Raw genomic sequence first — 13,823 nt, 5'->3', positions numbered from 1 at the left:
CGGTCAGGCGGCGCGCGTCAGTCCTCCGGCCTTCTCGATGAAGGCCGCGACGACCTCCACGCCCACACCATTGCGGATGGAAGAAAACACGTAAGGCCGCCCCGCCCGCATGCGGATGGTATCCGCCTCCATCACCGCGAGGTCGGCGCCGACCATGGGCGCAAGATCGGTCTTGTTGACCACCAGCAGGTCCGACCGGGTGATGCCGGGCCCGCCCTTGCGCGGGATCTTCTCTCCCCCCGCCACATCGATGACGTAGATGGTGATGTCCGCCAGCTCGGGCGAGAAGGTGGCCGCGAGATTGTCGCCGCCGGATTCGATCAGCACCAGATCGAGATTGGGGAAGCGGGCGTTCATGTCCGCGACCGCGCGCAGGTTGATGGACGCATCCTCGCGGATCGCTGTGTGCGGGCAGCCCCCGGTCTCGACGCCCAGGATGCGCTCGGGCGGCAGCGCGCCGGCGACCGTCAAAAGGCGCGCGTCCTCCTTGGTGTAGATGTCGTTGGTGATGGCGCAGAGGTCGTAGCGGTCGCGGAAGGCCTTGCAGAGCGCCTCCATCAGCGCCGTCTTGCCGGAGCCGACCGGACCGCCGACACCGACACGCAGGGGATTCTTGCCGGAACTCATGAGCGGAACAGCCTCGTATATTGGGTTTCGTGGCGAAAGCTGCCGAGATCGGCGCGGAAGGTGGCGCTGCCGAGATCATCCAGCGTGAGGGCGGGAATGTCCGCCGCGAGCGCGCGGACGGTCGGGGCGAGGCCGGCGACGACACGGGTGCCGGCCGTCTGGCCCACGGGCGCGAGACGGATGCCGGACGATACCAGCGCCTGCACCAGCGCCAGCAGGAGGCCCTCCAGCGTCGGCGCGAGCGGAATACCATGCGCCCCCGCCGCCAGCCCCACCGCGACGGGATAGGCCACCTCCCCGGAGAGGGCGCCGGCTGCTGTTTCCAGCGCAGGCGAAGGCCAGGCCGCTCGCACGGCATCGAGGAAGGACCGGCCCTGCTGGCAGGTTTCCAGCCGCAGCTCGGCGGAGGGCGCAAGGCAGACCGCCAGCGCGTTCACCTCGGCGAGCGCCGCCCAGTCGCCTCCCACCACCGCACGCCAGGCATGGGCCAGAAGGATGCCGTCGGACCGCCCGAAGCCGATGCGCATGAGGTCCGATACTTGCGCGGCGAGGCTCGCTTCGTCCCGCACGTCGCCGGCCTCCACCGCCCATTCCAAGGCGTGGGAATAGGCATAGGCCCCCACCGGGAACGACGGCGACAGCCACGCGAAGAGCGGAAGCAGATCGGGCGGGTCAGCCATGCTTGTGGTCATGCCCGCAGCCGGGGCCGTGGACATGACCTTCGGCGTGGTCGTGCTCGTGCCCATGCTCATGGACGTGATGGGCATCGCCATGATGGGAATGGTCGTGGTGTGCGTGATCGTGGCCGCATCCACACGCGTCGTCGTGAGCATGGTCATGATGCTCATGACCATGGTGTTCGTGCGCGTGGTGCTCGTGCCCATGGTGCTCGTGCCCATGAGACTCATGCGCGTGACCATGCCCGCCATGGGCCTCGGCGGCCTCGTAGGCGCCCTTCTCCGGGCGGAACGGGCGCGTCACCTTGGCAACGCCGGCACCGAGGCCGCGAACCATCTCCGTGAGCACATGGTCATCCACGAAATAGACGGCGGTCTCGGTGATCTCCGCCGGGACATGTCGGTTGCCGAGGTGCCACGCGACCTTCATCAGCCGCAGCGGATTGGCGGTGGTCACCTCGACCAGCTCCTCGGGCGCCGCCTTGATGCGGATGAGGCGGCCATCCTCCAACTTCACCGCGTCGCCATCGTCGAGCACGGTCGCCTTGTCGAGGTCGAGCAGAAAGGCGAGGCCGCCGTCCGCCGTGAGGGCGAAGCGGCGGCGGTGGCGCGCGTGGTGATCGAGGGTGATCTCGTCCGCCACCTTTTCCGGGCGGACGGCGGGACGGCGGACGACGGTGGTGGCGCGGATCATCGGGTTACTCCGGTACAGCCACCCGAGCGCCCTGCCCCACCGCCTTCGCGGGTTCCGGCTGCGCTCAGGTGGCGCTGTCCTGCCGATTCTGGTTGGTCTCGAACAGGAACCACAGGCGCTTCTCGGCCTCGTCCACATATTCTTCCAGCAGGCTGGCGGTGGCAATGTCCTCCGCCTCGTCGCAGATCTCGTGGGCCTCGCGCATGGTCTTGATGGCCGCCTTGTTGTCGGCGATCAGCTCCGCGAACATGGCCTCGGGCGAGACGTAGGGCTCGTTGTTCTCCTTGAGGCCGGTGAGCTTCAGGATCTCGCCATAGGAATGCACCGTGCGGCAGCCGATCTTGCGCACGCGCTCGGCCAGCGGATCGATGGTGGCCTGGATGGTATCGGCCTGCTCGTCCAGCAGCAGGTGATAGTCGCGGAAGTGCTTGCCGCTGACGTGCCAGTGGAAATTCTTGGTCTTCAGGTACAGCACGAAGCTGTCGGCCAGAACGCGGTTGATAGCGTCCGCCACCTTCTGCGCCTTCGCGCTGTCGAGGTCGGTGGGGGTGGCGAGGGCAGAGGTCTTCGCCGGCTTCTTGGACAATGAACGAACGACGGCCATGGGTGTGGCTCCTGAAAGGAAGCGTTGCAACACCCGCTGCAACGAGGAACCACGGCAAAGGTTCCGCCGCGCCGGCGCGATATTCGCTCAAAACAGGAAGTAACGCTGCGCCATGGGCAGAACCTCCGCCGGCTCGCACACCAGCAGTTCACCGTCCGCGCGCACGTCGTAGGTCTCGGGATCGACCTCGATATGGGGGGTCGCGTCGTTGTTGATCATGCTCTTCTTGGAGATGCCGGAGCGGGTATTCTCCACCGCCACCAGCTCCTTGGAGATGCCGAGCCGGCCGGCGAGGCCGTCCTCGATGGCCACCTTCGAGACGAAGGTGAGCGAGGTGTGCGTCCGCGCCCGGCCATAAGCGCCGAACATGGGGCGGTAATGCACCGGCTGGGGCGTGGGGATGGAGGCGTTGGGATCGCCCATCTGCGCGATGGCGATGGCGCCGCCCTTGATGACGAGGTCCGGCTTCACGCCGAAGAAGGCCGGCGTCCACAGCACGAGATCGGCGAGCTTGCCGGCTTCCACCGACCCGATATGCCGCGACATGCCGTGGGCGATGGCCGGGTTGATCGTGTATTTCGCGATGTAGCGACGGGCGCGGATGTTGTCGCTGTCGGTCTCGCCCGGCAGCGACCCGCGCTGGCGCTTCATCTTGTCCGCCGTCTGCCAGGTGCGGATGATGACTTCGCCCACCCGGCCCATGGCCTGCGAATCCGAGCTCATCATGGAGAGCGCGCCGATGTCGTGGAGGATGTCCTCCGCGGCGATGGTCTCCTTGCGGATGCGGCTTTCCGCGAACGCCAGGTCCTCGGCGATGTCGGGGTCGAGGTGGTGGCACACCATGAGCATGTCGAGATGCTCGTCGATGGTGTTGCGGGTGTAGGGGCGCGTCGGGTTGGTGGACGAGGGCAGCACGTTCGGCAGCCCCGCCACCTTGATGATATCAGGCGCATGTCCCCCGCCCGCCCCTTCGGTGTGGAAGGCATGGATGGTGCGGCCCTTGAAGGCGGCGATGGTGTCTTCCACGAAGCCCGACTCGTTCAGCGTGTCCGAATGGATCATCACCTGAACGTCGAGCGCGTCGGCCACGGTGAGGCAGCAGTCGATGGCGGCGGGCGTGGTGCCCCAGTCCTCGTGCAGCTTGAGGGCGGCGGCCCCGGCCAGCACCATTTCCTCCAGCGCGCCGGGCAGGGAGGCGTTGCCCTTGCCGGCAAAGGCGAGGTTCATGGGGAAGGCGTCGGCCGCCTCGATCATGCGCGCGATGTGCCATGGCCCCGGCGTGCAGGTGGTGGCGAAGGTGCCGGTCGCCGGCCCGGTACCGCCGCCGAGCATGGTGGTAACGCCGGAAGCCAGCGCCTCCTCGATCTGCTGCGGGCAGATGAAATGGATGTGGCTGTCGAACCCGCCGGCGGTGAGGATCTTGCCCTCCCCGGCGATGATCTCCGTGCCGGGGCCGATGATGATGTCCACCCCGTCCTGCACGTCCGGATTGCCGGCCTTGCCGATCTTCGCGATGCGCCCGTTCTTGAGCCCCACGTCCGCCTTCACCACCCCCCAGTGGTCGAGGATGACGGCATTGGTGATGACCGTGTCCATCGCCCCGTCGGCGTTCGTCACCTGCGACTGGCCCATGCCGTCCCGGATCACCTTGCCGCCGCCGAACTTCACCTCCTCGCCATGGACGGTGAAATCCTTCTCGATCTCGATCACGAGCGATGTATCGGCAAGGCGCACCCGGTCGCCCGTGGTGGGGCCGAACATATGGGCATAGGCGGCGCGGGGCATGCGGGAGGAGGACATGGAACGGGCCTTCTAGGAAAGACGCGTGAAGCCGGATTGGTCAGGGGCACCCTTGTCGAACGTCATCGTCGTCGGGCTGCCCGCCGCGGCATTGAGCTGGGCAATAAGCACATCGGTGAAACCGCCGATCCCCTCGCGATAATCCTGTAGCGCGACCAGCACGGATTCCCGGTGAAGGATGACGAAGACGGGGTTGCCGACGAGATCATCGAGGATCGACACGATCTCTGCACGGCTCGCCCTGTACTTGGCACGCAGCACCCAGACCAATTCCGCGAGGACCACGGCATTCACCACGGCAGGGTCATCGACGCTGCGCGCCATGAGAAAGTCGCGTGCCAGAGCCGATTGGGCCGGGTCGTCGTCCGCCACGGCTCGCAACAGGACATTGGTGTCGAGGCCGATCATTTCCGGGTTTTCGTCTGGGCGTCATGGGTTGAGACAGCTTCGCCAATGGCCTCATCATCGGTCATGGCAGCCGCTCGGCCTTTTAACCGGGAGAACAGGCGAGACGTCGGTGTCTTGCGGGCATGGACGAGCACCCGCCCGTCGCGGTGGACAAAGAACTCCACCTGATCGCCTTCCACCACGCCAAGAGCGCGCCGCACCTCCACAGGAAGCGTGACCTGCCCCTTGGCCGTGATCCGTGCATCCACAGCGATGTTCACGGCGTCGCCTCCTTACCTTTTCAAGAATGTAAGGAACTTACCTGAATTTTCCGCCCCGAGAAAGGTTGCGATCACAGCCGGCCCGTCACCGCCGCGCGGAAGCCATAGACCTCGCGCTTGCCGCCGAACGGCACCAGCGTCACATCCCGCGTCGCGCCGGGCTCGAAGCGCACGGCCGTGCCGGGGGCGATGTCGAGGCGCATGCCGCGCGCCTTGTCGCGGTCGAAGTCCAGCGCCGGGTTGGTCTCGAAGAAATGGTAGTGGCTGCCCACCTGGATCGGCCGGTCGCCGGTGTTGGCGACGGTGAGATGCACTCGCTCGGCGCCCTCGTTGAAATGGATGTCGCCTTCCTGCGGCAGCAGTTCGCCGGGCACCGTCTCGGACGGCGTGCCGCGGATGGGGTGGTGGACGGTGACGAGCTTGGTGCCGTCCGGAAAGGTCGCCTCCACCTGGATGTCGTGGATCATCTCCGCGATACCCTCCATCACCTGATCGGAGGTCAGTACCTTGGCGCCGGCCTCCATCAGATCGGCGACGGTGCGCCCGTCGCGCGCGCCCTCCACCACGAAGTCGGTGATGAGGGCGACCGCCTCCGGATGGTTCAGCTTCACGCCGCGGGCGAGGCGCTTGCGCGCCACCTCGGCGGCCATGGCGACCAGGAGCTTGTCCTTCTCGCGCGGCGTCAGCAGCACGGCATCTCTCCTTGAACGAGCATCAGGTGGCCCATACGCGGGGCAGCGGAGCCTTTCGGAAGGCCATCAGAAACGAGGTCGCGGCCCGGCGCAACGTCCCGATGTCCGGGGCGAGCCAGCGGACGGCGAGAATGCCGTTCCAGACGCTGGCGCCGGCCTCGCAGGGCACGCTCTCCATGAGGGCGCGCGCCTCCTCCAGCCGCGCCTCGGCATCGGGCGCGATGTAGAGGAGGGTCGCAAGCGCGCGCGCTCCGCCCGCGACGGCCGGCCGCTCCAGCAGCGCGCCGATGGGTCCGGACAGGCGGAAGGCGTCGGCGAAGATGAGCCCGCCGCCGCGCCGGATGCGCCAGTGGTCCTCCAGATGCCCCTCGCCCATCGCGTCGCCATAGGCGAGGCGGCCGAGCATGAGCCCCTCGAAGGAGAGAAAAGTGGCGTTGGGTGCTATATCCACCTCATAGCGGCGCCGGAGGCGGGCGCGGTCGAACAGGATGGTTTCCTGCGGCAGCCACTCCAGCCGCGCACCGTCCCCGGCCGCGAGAGCGACGCCGATTTCAGCCAAGGGCCCATCAGAGCGATAGACCTTCTCGGCGGCCGGCGTCGCGACCGTGAGGTGCGCGCCCGGCCCGGCCGAGACTTCGATGGTGAAGCGGTCGCCGCAGCAGACCCCGCCGGCGGTGTTGACGATGACGGCTTCCAGCCCCGTCCCCCCGCGCGGCACGCGCAGGCGCATGGCCCCGCCTTCCGCGAGATCGGCGACGCGGGTCACCGCGCCGAACCGCGCGGCGGCGATGCGGACGCGGCCTTCGCTGCGCTGGCGCTGGGGCGGGAGGGCGGCCGGGGTATCGTCAGATCGCCATGAGGCGGCGAACGTCGTCGCCATCCAGCCCGCTCCTGTCCCCGCTCGCCACCACCTCGCCGCGCTCCATCAAAATGAAGCTGTCGGCGAGATCACGCGCGAACTCGAAATACTGCTCCACCAGTACGATGGCCATGTCGCCCTTGTCACGCAGATAGGAGATGGCGCGGCCGATGTCCTTGATGATGGACGGCTGGATGCCCTCCGTCGGCTCGTCCAGCACCAGGAGACGCGGTCGGGTGACGAGGGCGCGGCCGATGGCGAGTTGCTGCTGCTGTCCGCCGGAGAGATCGCCGCCTCGGCGCCGGAGCATGGATTTCAGCACCGGGAAGAGGTCGAACACCTCCTGCGGCACGTACTTCTCCTTGCCGGGCAGCCGGGCGTATCCCGTCTCCAGATTCTCCTTCACGGAGAGCAGCGGGAACACCTCCCGCCCCTGTGGCACGAAGCCGATGCCGAGCGCCGCGCGGTCGGGCGTCGGGAGCCTTGAAATCTCCTTGCCGTCCAGCGTGATGGAGCCCCCGGCGATGGGCCGCTGGCCGACGATGGCGCGCAGGAGCGAAGTCTTGCCCACGCCGTTGCGGCCGAGCACGCACGTGACCTTCCCAGCCTCGGCCGAGACCGACACCTTCTTCAGGGTGTGGGCGGCGCCGTAATAGAGGTCGAGGTTTTCCACCTTCAGCATGGCCTCACCTCCCCAGATAGACTTCGATGACGCGCTCGTCGGCGCTCACCTGATCGAGCGGGCCTTCGGCCAGCACCGAGCCCTCGTGCAGCACCGTGACCTTCACGTCGAGGTCGCGCACGAACTGCATGTCGTGCTCCACCACCACCACCGAGCGGGTCTTGGCGATTTCCTTGAGGAGCACGGCGGTGTCCGCCGTCTCCTGGTCGGTCATGCCGGCGGCGGGCTCGTCCACCAGCAGCAGGCGCGGCTCCTGCGCCAGCAGCATGCCGATTTCGAGCCACTGCTTCTGGCCGTGGGAGAGATCGCCGGCGCGACGGTAGCGTGAGTCCTTCAGGCGCACGCGCTCCAGAAGCTCCTCCACCCGCTCGCGCTCGTGGCGGCTCGGATTCCACTCGATGTTGGCGAAGGGGCGGCGGTCGGCCTTCACGGCGAGGAGGATGTTGTCCTCCACCGAGTGCATGTCGAACACGGTCGGCGTCTGGAACTTGCGGCCGATGCCGAGCTGGGCGATGGACGCCTCGTTCAGGCTCGTCAGGTCGTTGACGCCGGCGAACAGAGCGACGCCCTGGTTGGGGCGGGTCTTGCCGGTGATGACGTCCATCATCGTCGTCTTGCCGGCGCCGTTGGGGCCGATGATGGCCCGCATCTCCGCTTCGCCGATGACGAGGGAGAGGGCGTTCAGCGCCCGGAAACCGTCAAAGGAGACGGTGATGTTGTCGAGATAGAGCAGCGCCGGGGTCAGGGCCTTGGGGTCCGGCGCGGGCTGCGCCTCCTGGAGGAAGCCCAGCTCGGCCTCCAGCGAGAGCGCGCCCTGCGACTTGACGGCATAGGGATCGGTGGAGGGAGACAGCATGCTCATGGGGCTCACTCCGCCGGTGTCGCGCTGGGGGTGGGCGCTGAGGCGCTACGGCGGGCCTTCCACTTGTCGGAAAGGCTCGCAGCGAGCCCCAGCACGCCCTTGGGCAGGAACAGCGTGACGAACACAAACAGCGCACCGAGGGCGAACAGCCAGGCCTCGGGCAGAACGCCGGTGAACCAGGTCTTGCCCGCATTGACGATCAGCGCCCCGATCGCCGCCCCCACCAGCGTTCCGCGGCCCCCCACCGCCACCCAGATCACCATCTCGATGGACTGGGCCGGCGCGAATTCGGACGGGTTGATGATGCCCACCTGCGGCACGTAGAGCGCCCCGGCGACGCCGGCCAGCATGGCCGAGAGCACCCAGGCAACCAGCTTGTAGTTCTCCACCCGGTAGCCGAGGAACCGCGTCCGGCTCTCCGCATCGCGCACCGCCACCAGCACCTTGCCGTATTTGGAGGTGACGAGCGCCCGGCAGATCAGATAGCCCCCCGCCAGCGCGACGGCGGAGAGAAAGAACAGCGTCAGGCGCGTCGAGGGCGCGGAGATCGGGAAGCCGAGAATGTCCTTGAAATCGGTGAGGCCGTTGTTGCCGCCGAAGCCCATGTCGTTCCGGAAGAAGGCGAGCATGAGGGCGAAGGTCATCGCCTGGGTGATGATGGACAGATAGACGCCGGTGACCCGCGAGCGGAAGGCGAACCAGCCGAACACGAAGGCGAGCGCGCCCGGCACCAGCACCACCATGAGCATGGCGAAGGGGAAGATGTTGAAGCCTTCCCAGAACCAGGGCAGTTCCTTGTAGTTCAGGAACACCATGAAATCGGGCAGCACGGGATTGCCGTAGACGCCGCGCGATCCGATCTGGCGCATCAGGTACATGCCCATGGCGTAGCCGCCGAGGGCAAAAAAGGCGCCGTGGCCGAGCGAGAGCACCCCGCAATAGCCCCACACCAGATCCACCGAGACGGCGAGCAGCGCGTAGCACAGATACTTGCCGAGCAGCGGGATCATGTAGTCCGGCACATGCAGCGGATTGCCGGGGGGCAGCAGCAGGTTCGAGGCGGGGATGAGCACCCCCGCCGCCAGCACCACGATGAGGAAGATGCCGCCGGTGCGGTCGATGATGCGGGTGCGGTTCATGATTCCACCGCCCGGCCCTTGAGCGCGAACAGGCCGCGCGGGCGCTTCTGGATGAACAGGATGATGAAGACCAGCAGGAGAATCTTGCCCAGCACCGCGCCGGCAAAGGGCTCCAGCAGCTTGTTGGCGATGCCCAGCGTGAAGGCGCCCACCAGCGTGCCCCACAGGTTCCCGACGCCGCCGAACACCACCACCATGAAGCTGTCGATAATGTAGCCCTGGCCGACGTTGGGGCTCACATTGTCGATCTGCGAGAGCGCCACGCCCGCGATGCCGGCGATGCCCGACCCGAGGCCGAAGGTGAGCGCATCGATGCGCCCGGTGCGGATGCCCATGGCGGCGGCCATGCGCCGGTTCTGCGTCACCGCCCGCACATAGAGGCCGAGCGGCGTTCGCCTGAGCACCAAAAGCAGGGTGAAGAACACGATCAGCGCGAAGCAGATGATCCAGAGCCGGTTGTAGGTGATGGACAATTGCCCGATCTGGAACGCGCCCGACATCCAGGAAGGGGCGCCCACCTCCTGGTTGGTGGGGCCGAACACGCTGCGCACCGCCTGTTGGAGAATGAGCGAGACACCCCAGGTGGCGAGCAGGGTTTCCAGCGGACGACCGTAGAGGAAGCGGATCACCGTGCGCTCGATGAGGATGCCCACCAGCGCGGTGAACAGAAAGGCCAGCGGCAAGGCGATGGTGAGCGACCAGTCGAACAGATACGGCGCCTTCTGACGAATGAGTTCCTGCACCACGAAGGTGGTGTAGGCGCCCAGCATCACCATCTCGCCATGGGCCATGTTGATGACGCCCATGACGCCGAAGGTGATGGCGAGGCCGATGGCGGCCAGCAGCAGCACCGAGCCGAGGGAGAGGCCGTACCAGACGTTCTGCGCGATGCCCCACAGCCGGAGGCTCTCCTCCGCCTTGGTGATGCCGGCCTCCGCGGCGGCCTTCAGGGCCGGAGGCGAGTTCGCGGGCAGGCTGCGCAGCAGGCTGATGGACTCCTGATCGCCACGGGCGGCGATGAGCTGGATCGCGGCGCGGCGCTCGGTTTCCGGGGCGTCGGCCATGCCGATGAGGATGGCGGCGCGGGCCTGCGCCAGCGCAGCCTTCACGGCCGGAACGGTTTCCTTGGCGATGGCCGCGTCCACCGTCGGCAACGCGGCGGCATCGCGCGACTTGAAGACGGCACCGGCGGCGTCGAGCCGCTTCGCGGGATCGGGATTGAGCAAAGTCAGCGCGCCGGCCGCGGCATCCAGGGCGCGACGCACCCGGTTGTTGGCGCGTACCGGCGAGAGCGGGGCGGGTGCGTTGCCGACGATGGTGCCGGTCGCCGCGTCGGCCATGCCGGCGGGGGTGCGGATGAACACCGCCTTGGTCGACGGATCATAGAGCAGATTGCCGGACGCCAGCGCCTCGACGACTGCGACGGCCTGCGGGCTGCCGGATGTGGCGAGCGCGGCGACCGCATCGGTCGTGTCGGAATAGCTGTCGTTGCCGAATTTGGCGACGATGCCGGAGATGTCCGGCTGGCTTTGCGCGCGGACGGGGGCCGAGGCGACGATCCCGGCCATCAGCACGACCAGAAAAGAGAGAAACAACGTCCGCAGGGCGCGCAAAGGCGAGACGTGAACCGTCGGGACGAAAAGGGGCAGCCGCATCATTCAGATCATCCGCTCCGGCGCGGCCGGCCATGCCGGCGGCCCTTAATCGGGAGTGCAGCAGGGCTCCCCCTCCCCTTGCGGGGAGAGGGAGAGGCGCCCCGAAGGACGGTACGAGAGGTCGAGATGAAAACCTTAAGAGGCCTCGGAAAGGCCGCGGGAACCGACGATCCCCGCGCAATGACAGCCGCTTACTTGGCGGCGGCGCCCAGGCACTTGTTGGTGGTGGTGTCGTAATTGCCGCAGTTATACTTGACCCAGTCGGCAACGAGGTTCTTCGAGCCGTCCAGATACTTGGACCAGGCTTCGCCGGGGATCAGGTCCTTGGTCTTCCACACCACGTCGAACTGGCCGTTGTCCTTGATCTCGCCGATGAAGACCGGCTTGGTGATGTGGTGGTTCGGCAGCATCTCGGAGGTGCCGCCCGTGAGGTTGGCCTGCTTGATGCCGGGCAGAGTCGCGATCACCTTGTCCGGATCGGTCGTGCCGGCCTTCTCCACCGCCTTCACCCACATGTTGAAGCCGATGTAGTGGGCTTCCATCGGGTCGTTGGTGACGCGCTTCGGGTTCTTGGTGAAGGCGTGCCACTTCTCGATGAACGCCTTGTTCTCGGGCGTGTCGATGGACATGAAGTAGTTCCAGGCCGCGAGGTGGCCGAGAAGAGGCTTGGTGTCGATGCCGGCCAGCTCTTCCTCACCCACCGAGAAGGCGACGACCGGGATGTCGGTCGCCTTGATGCCCTGGTTGGCCAGCTCCTTGTAGAAGGGCACGTTGGCGTCGCCGTTGATGGTCGACACCACGGCGGTCTTCTTGCCGGCCGAACCGAACTTCTTGATGTCGGAAACGATGGTCTGCCAGTCGGAATGACCGAACGGCGTGTAGTTGATCATGATGTCCTCGGCCTTCACGCCGCGGGACTTCAGATAGGCCTCAAGGATCTTGTTGGTGGTGCGGGGATAGACGTAGTCGGTGCCCGCGAGCACCCAGCGCTGCACCTTCTCCTCGTTGGCGAGGTAGTCCACCGCCGGGATGGCCTGCTGGTTCGGCGCGGCGCCGGTGTAGAAGACGTTGCGCTCGCTCTCCTCGCCCTCGTACTGCACGGGGTAGAAGAGGATGTTGTTCAGCTCCTTGAACACCGGCAGCACGGACTTGCGCGACACCGAGGTCCAGCAGCCGAACACGGCCGAGACCTTGTCCTTGGTGATCAGCTCGCGCGCCTTCTCGGCGAACAGCGGCCAGTTGGAGGCCGGGTCCACGACCACCGCCTCGAGCTTCTTGCCGAGGAGGCCGCCCTTCTTGTTCTGCTCCTCGATGAGCATGAGCATCACGTCTTTCAGCGTGGTCTCGCTGATGGCCATGGTGCCCGACAGTGAATGCAGGATGCCGACCTTGATGGTCTCCTGCGCCTTCGCCGCGCCAACTCCCATCGTGCCCGCGACGACGGCGGCAGCGGCGAGCGCGCCGAATCCCCTCCTGGTCGTCCGTCCCAGCAATCCGAGCATGCGCTCTCTCCCTTATCCGACGGCCCCATCGGGCCGACCAGCGGAGAGTGAGCAAGGCGCGTGCCAAGGGCATGCGAGCCAGCGCTTACGGCAAAGCACAACAGCTCGACCTCACCCGCAACCGCCGGCAGGTAGAGAGATGAAAGCAAGCGATGAATTTTTGGGCACCGAAGAACGCCGACGCTGGGCAGTTTCTGGGCAGATCTGCCGGGCGACTGATGAAGGCGCCACAAAACGGACTTTGATACCTCCATTCTTAACCGAATCTTACCGCCCTAGCGAAGCTGTGCGATCTGACTGAGTGGCGCCAAATTAATCAGTCCCCGGCTCGCGACCGGCACGGCCCTGGGCACGGAGACAGCCAGAGCACGTTGAACAGGTCGAGCAGCAGGGCCGAACGGAACGCTCATGGCTCATCACAATGGGGGCGCGTTCCTGACCCCACACGGTTTCAAGCTGCTGTGCTGAGGACCTGCTGTCAGGACGCCGGCGATCCGCGCATGCTCTTGACTTGTTTGCCAAGCTCAGACTTCCGTTGCCCACCAAGCGCAGGGAGCGATCGCGTGGACGAACTGATCTCCGGCTACCAACGGTTTCGCGAAACGGCTTGGCCCGAACGCAAGTTGCTGTTCGAGCAACTTGCGGCGCGCGGCCAGAAGCCGGAAACCCTCGTGATCGCCTGCTCGGACAGCCGCGTCGACCCGCAGATGATCTTCGATGCGGGCCCAGGCGAGATGTTCGTCGTGCGCAACGTCGCCAATCTCGTCCCGCCCTTCATGCCGGACTCCAATTACCACGGCACCTCGGCGGCCATCGAGTTCGCGGTGCGGGTACTCCGCGTGAAGGAGGTGGTGGTGCTGGGGCATGCCCAGTGCGGTGGCATCCATGCCCTTCTCGACGGCGCCCCTCCCGGCGCACGGGACTTCGTGGCCGGGTGGATGAAGATCGCCGAGCCGGCGCGGCTGATGGCCGAGGACGCAAACCTCCCGCCCGACGAGCGCCAGCGCTTCTGCGAGCAGTGCTGCGTCAAGCTCTCGCTCGCCAACCTCGCCGGCTTCCCCTGGGTGGCGGAGCGGGTTGCAGAGGGCGACCTGAAACTCCAGGGCGCCTATTTCGGCGTCGCCACCGGGCGCCTGGAGATTCTCGGCGACGACGGCACCTTCTCGGCCGTCTGAGGCGTCTCGGCGCGCCTGCGACCGGGTGACCCAAGGGCGTGCCGCGAGGTCAATGTGGCCGGTTGTCCCGGTCGCGTTTCATCCCCTTGTATTAAATGGCGATTATCCGATATGGGTCGGCTGGACCGGCACCTTGTATTCGACAGGGCCGTTTCTGCTTGAACATCCCTCAAACCGGGGACACCCA

The 13,823-nt window shown here is 66.6% G+C and carries 15 protein-coding genes; 1 reads left to right on the top strand and 14 read right to left on the bottom strand.

The window, feature by feature from the left end; translation table 11 throughout:
* Positions 1 to 3: 3 nt before the first annotated feature.
* From ureG to urtA, 14 genes are all read right to left on the bottom strand, one after another.
* A complete protein-coding gene (gene ureG, locus V5F63_RS11615; RefSeq protein WP_394101861.1) occupies positions 4 to 627 on the bottom strand; it encodes an urease accessory protein UreG in 624 nt (207 codons plus the stop codon).
* A complete protein-coding gene (locus V5F63_RS11610) occupies positions 624 to 1,307 on the bottom strand; it encodes an urease accessory protein UreF (protein ID WP_394101860.1) in 684 nt (227 codons plus the stop codon). Before V5F63_RS11610 ends, ureG begins: the two co-directional genes overlap by 4 nt.
* Positions 1,300 to 1,998 (bottom strand): urease accessory protein UreE, encoded by a 699-nt coding sequence (locus tag V5F63_RS11605; protein WP_394101859.1) that lies wholly within the window; start codon positions 1,996 to 1,998, stop codon positions 1,300 to 1,302. The genes V5F63_RS11610 and V5F63_RS11605 overlap by 8 nt, the downstream gene beginning before the upstream one ends.
* Before the next feature lie 64 nt (positions 1,999 to 2,062).
* Entirely contained in the window at positions 2,063 to 2,602 is a 540-nt protein-coding gene (locus tag V5F63_RS11600) for a Dps family protein (protein WP_197024034.1), read from the bottom strand.
* 87 nt (positions 2,603 to 2,689) lie between these two features.
* Positions 2,690 to 4,402 carry an urease subunit alpha gene (gene ureC / locus V5F63_RS11595; protein ID WP_394101858.1) on the bottom strand — a complete coding sequence of 571 codons (1,713 nt, stop codon included), beginning with the start codon at positions 4,400 to 4,402 and terminating at the stop codon, positions 2,690 to 2,692.
* 12 nt (positions 4,403 to 4,414) lie between these two features.
* On the bottom strand, positions 4,415 to 4,810 hold the full coding sequence (locus V5F63_RS11590; RefSeq protein WP_394101857.1) for a type II toxin-antitoxin system VapC family toxin: 396 nt from the start codon (positions 4,808 to 4,810) through the stop codon (positions 4,415 to 4,417).
* Positions 4,807 to 5,070, bottom strand: coding sequence for an AbrB/MazE/SpoVT family DNA-binding domain-containing protein (locus V5F63_RS11585; protein ID WP_394101856.1), 264 nt, complete (start codon positions 5,068 to 5,070; stop codon positions 4,807 to 4,809). The genes V5F63_RS11590 and V5F63_RS11585 overlap by 4 nt, the downstream gene beginning before the upstream one ends.
* A gap of 71 nt (positions 5,071 to 5,141) precedes the next feature.
* Positions 5,142 to 5,762 (bottom strand): urease subunit gamma, encoded by a 621-nt coding sequence (locus V5F63_RS11580; protein ID WP_394101855.1) that lies wholly within the window; start codon positions 5,760 to 5,762, stop codon positions 5,142 to 5,144.
* A gap of 22 nt (positions 5,763 to 5,784) precedes the next feature.
* Complete coding sequence (locus V5F63_RS11575) at positions 5,785 to 6,642, bottom strand: urease accessory protein UreD (protein WP_394101854.1); 858 nt, start codon at positions 6,640 to 6,642, stop codon at positions 5,785 to 5,787.
* On the bottom strand, positions 6,608 to 7,303 hold the full coding sequence (gene urtE / locus V5F63_RS11570) for an urea ABC transporter ATP-binding subunit UrtE (protein WP_209489171.1): 696 nt from the start codon (positions 7,301 to 7,303) through the stop codon (positions 6,608 to 6,610). The genes V5F63_RS11575 and urtE overlap by 35 nt, the downstream gene beginning before the upstream one ends.
* A gap of 4 nt (positions 7,304 to 7,307) precedes the next feature.
* Positions 7,308 to 8,165, bottom strand: coding sequence for an urea ABC transporter ATP-binding protein UrtD (urtD, locus tag V5F63_RS11565; RefSeq protein ID WP_245327537.1), 858 nt, complete (start codon positions 8,163 to 8,165; stop codon positions 7,308 to 7,310).
* Positions 8,166 to 8,170: 5 nt separating this feature from the next.
* On the bottom strand, positions 8,171 to 9,304 hold the full coding sequence (urtC, locus tag V5F63_RS11560; RefSeq protein WP_394101853.1) for an urea ABC transporter permease subunit UrtC: 1,134 nt from the start codon (positions 9,302 to 9,304) through the stop codon (positions 8,171 to 8,173).
* Positions 9,301 to 10,962, bottom strand: a complete 1,662-nt coding sequence (gene urtB, locus V5F63_RS11555) for an urea ABC transporter permease subunit UrtB (protein ID WP_394101852.1) — start codon at positions 10,960 to 10,962, stop codon at positions 9,301 to 9,303. The genes urtC and urtB overlap by 4 nt, the downstream gene beginning before the upstream one ends.
* A gap of 188 nt (positions 10,963 to 11,150) precedes the next feature.
* Positions 11,151 to 12,386 (bottom strand): urea ABC transporter substrate-binding protein, encoded by a 1,236-nt coding sequence (gene urtA / locus V5F63_RS11550; RefSeq protein WP_394028719.1) that lies wholly within the window; start codon positions 12,384 to 12,386, stop codon positions 11,151 to 11,153.
* 638 nt (positions 12,387 to 13,024) lie between these two features.
* Here urtA and V5F63_RS11545 point away from each other — a divergent pair.
* The gene (locus V5F63_RS11545) at positions 13,025 to 13,636 is read left to right on the top strand and encodes a carbonic anhydrase (protein WP_209489168.1); all 612 of its coding nucleotides are present in this window, start codon (positions 13,025 to 13,027) and stop codon (positions 13,634 to 13,636) included.
* Positions 13,637 to 13,823: the final 187 nt, after the last annotated feature.

The organism is Xanthobacter wiegelii (assembly GCF_043193855.2).
Classification (GTDB): domain Bacteria; phylum Pseudomonadota; class Alphaproteobacteria; order Rhizobiales; family Xanthobacteraceae; genus Xanthobacter; species Xanthobacter flavus_A.
The sequence above is the reverse complement of the archived record's forward strand: the minus strand, read 5'-3'. Positions and strand labels throughout refer to the sequence as shown.

Coding starts and splice junctions, on each gene's coding strand:
- ureG (WP_394101861.1), bottom strand. CDS start 627: ATGAGTTCCGGCAAGAATCCCCTGCGTGTCGGTGTCGGCGGTCCGGTC.
- V5F63_RS11610 (WP_394101860.1), bottom strand. CDS start 1,307: ATGGCTGACCCGCCCGATCTGCTTCCGCTCTTCGCGTGGCTGTCGCCG.
- V5F63_RS11605 (WP_394101859.1), bottom strand. CDS start 1,998: ATGATCCGCGCCACCACCGTCGTCCGCCGTCCCGCCGTCCGCCCGGAA.
- V5F63_RS11600 (WP_197024034.1), bottom strand. CDS start 2,602: ATGGCCGTCGTTCGTTCATTGTCCAAGAAGCCGGCGAAGACCTCTGCC.
- ureC (WP_394101858.1), bottom strand. CDS start 4,402: ATGTCCTCCTCCCGCATGCCCCGCGCCGCCTATGCCCATATGTTCGGC.
- V5F63_RS11590 (WP_394101857.1), bottom strand. CDS start 4,810: ATGATCGGCCTCGACACCAATGTCCTGTTGCGAGCCGTGGCGGACGAC.
- V5F63_RS11575 (WP_394101854.1), bottom strand. CDS start 6,642: ATGGCGACGACGTTCGCCGCCTCATGGCGATCTGACGATACCCCGGCC.
- urtE (WP_209489171.1), bottom strand. CDS start 7,303: ATGCTGAAGGTGGAAAACCTCGACCTCTATTACGGCGCCGCCCACACC.
- urtD (WP_245327537.1), bottom strand. CDS start 8,165: ATGAGCATGCTGTCTCCCTCCACCGATCCCTATGCCGTCAAGTCGCAG.
- urtC (WP_394101853.1), bottom strand. CDS start 9,304: ATGAACCGCACCCGCATCATCGACCGCACCGGCGGCATCTTCCTCATC.
- urtB (WP_394101852.1), bottom strand. CDS start 10,962: ATGATGCGGCTGCCCCTTTTCGTCCCGACGGTTCACGTCTCGCCTTTG.
- urtA (WP_394028719.1), bottom strand. CDS start 12,386: ATGGGAGTTGGCGCGGCGAAGGCGCAGGAGACCATCAAGGTCGGCATC.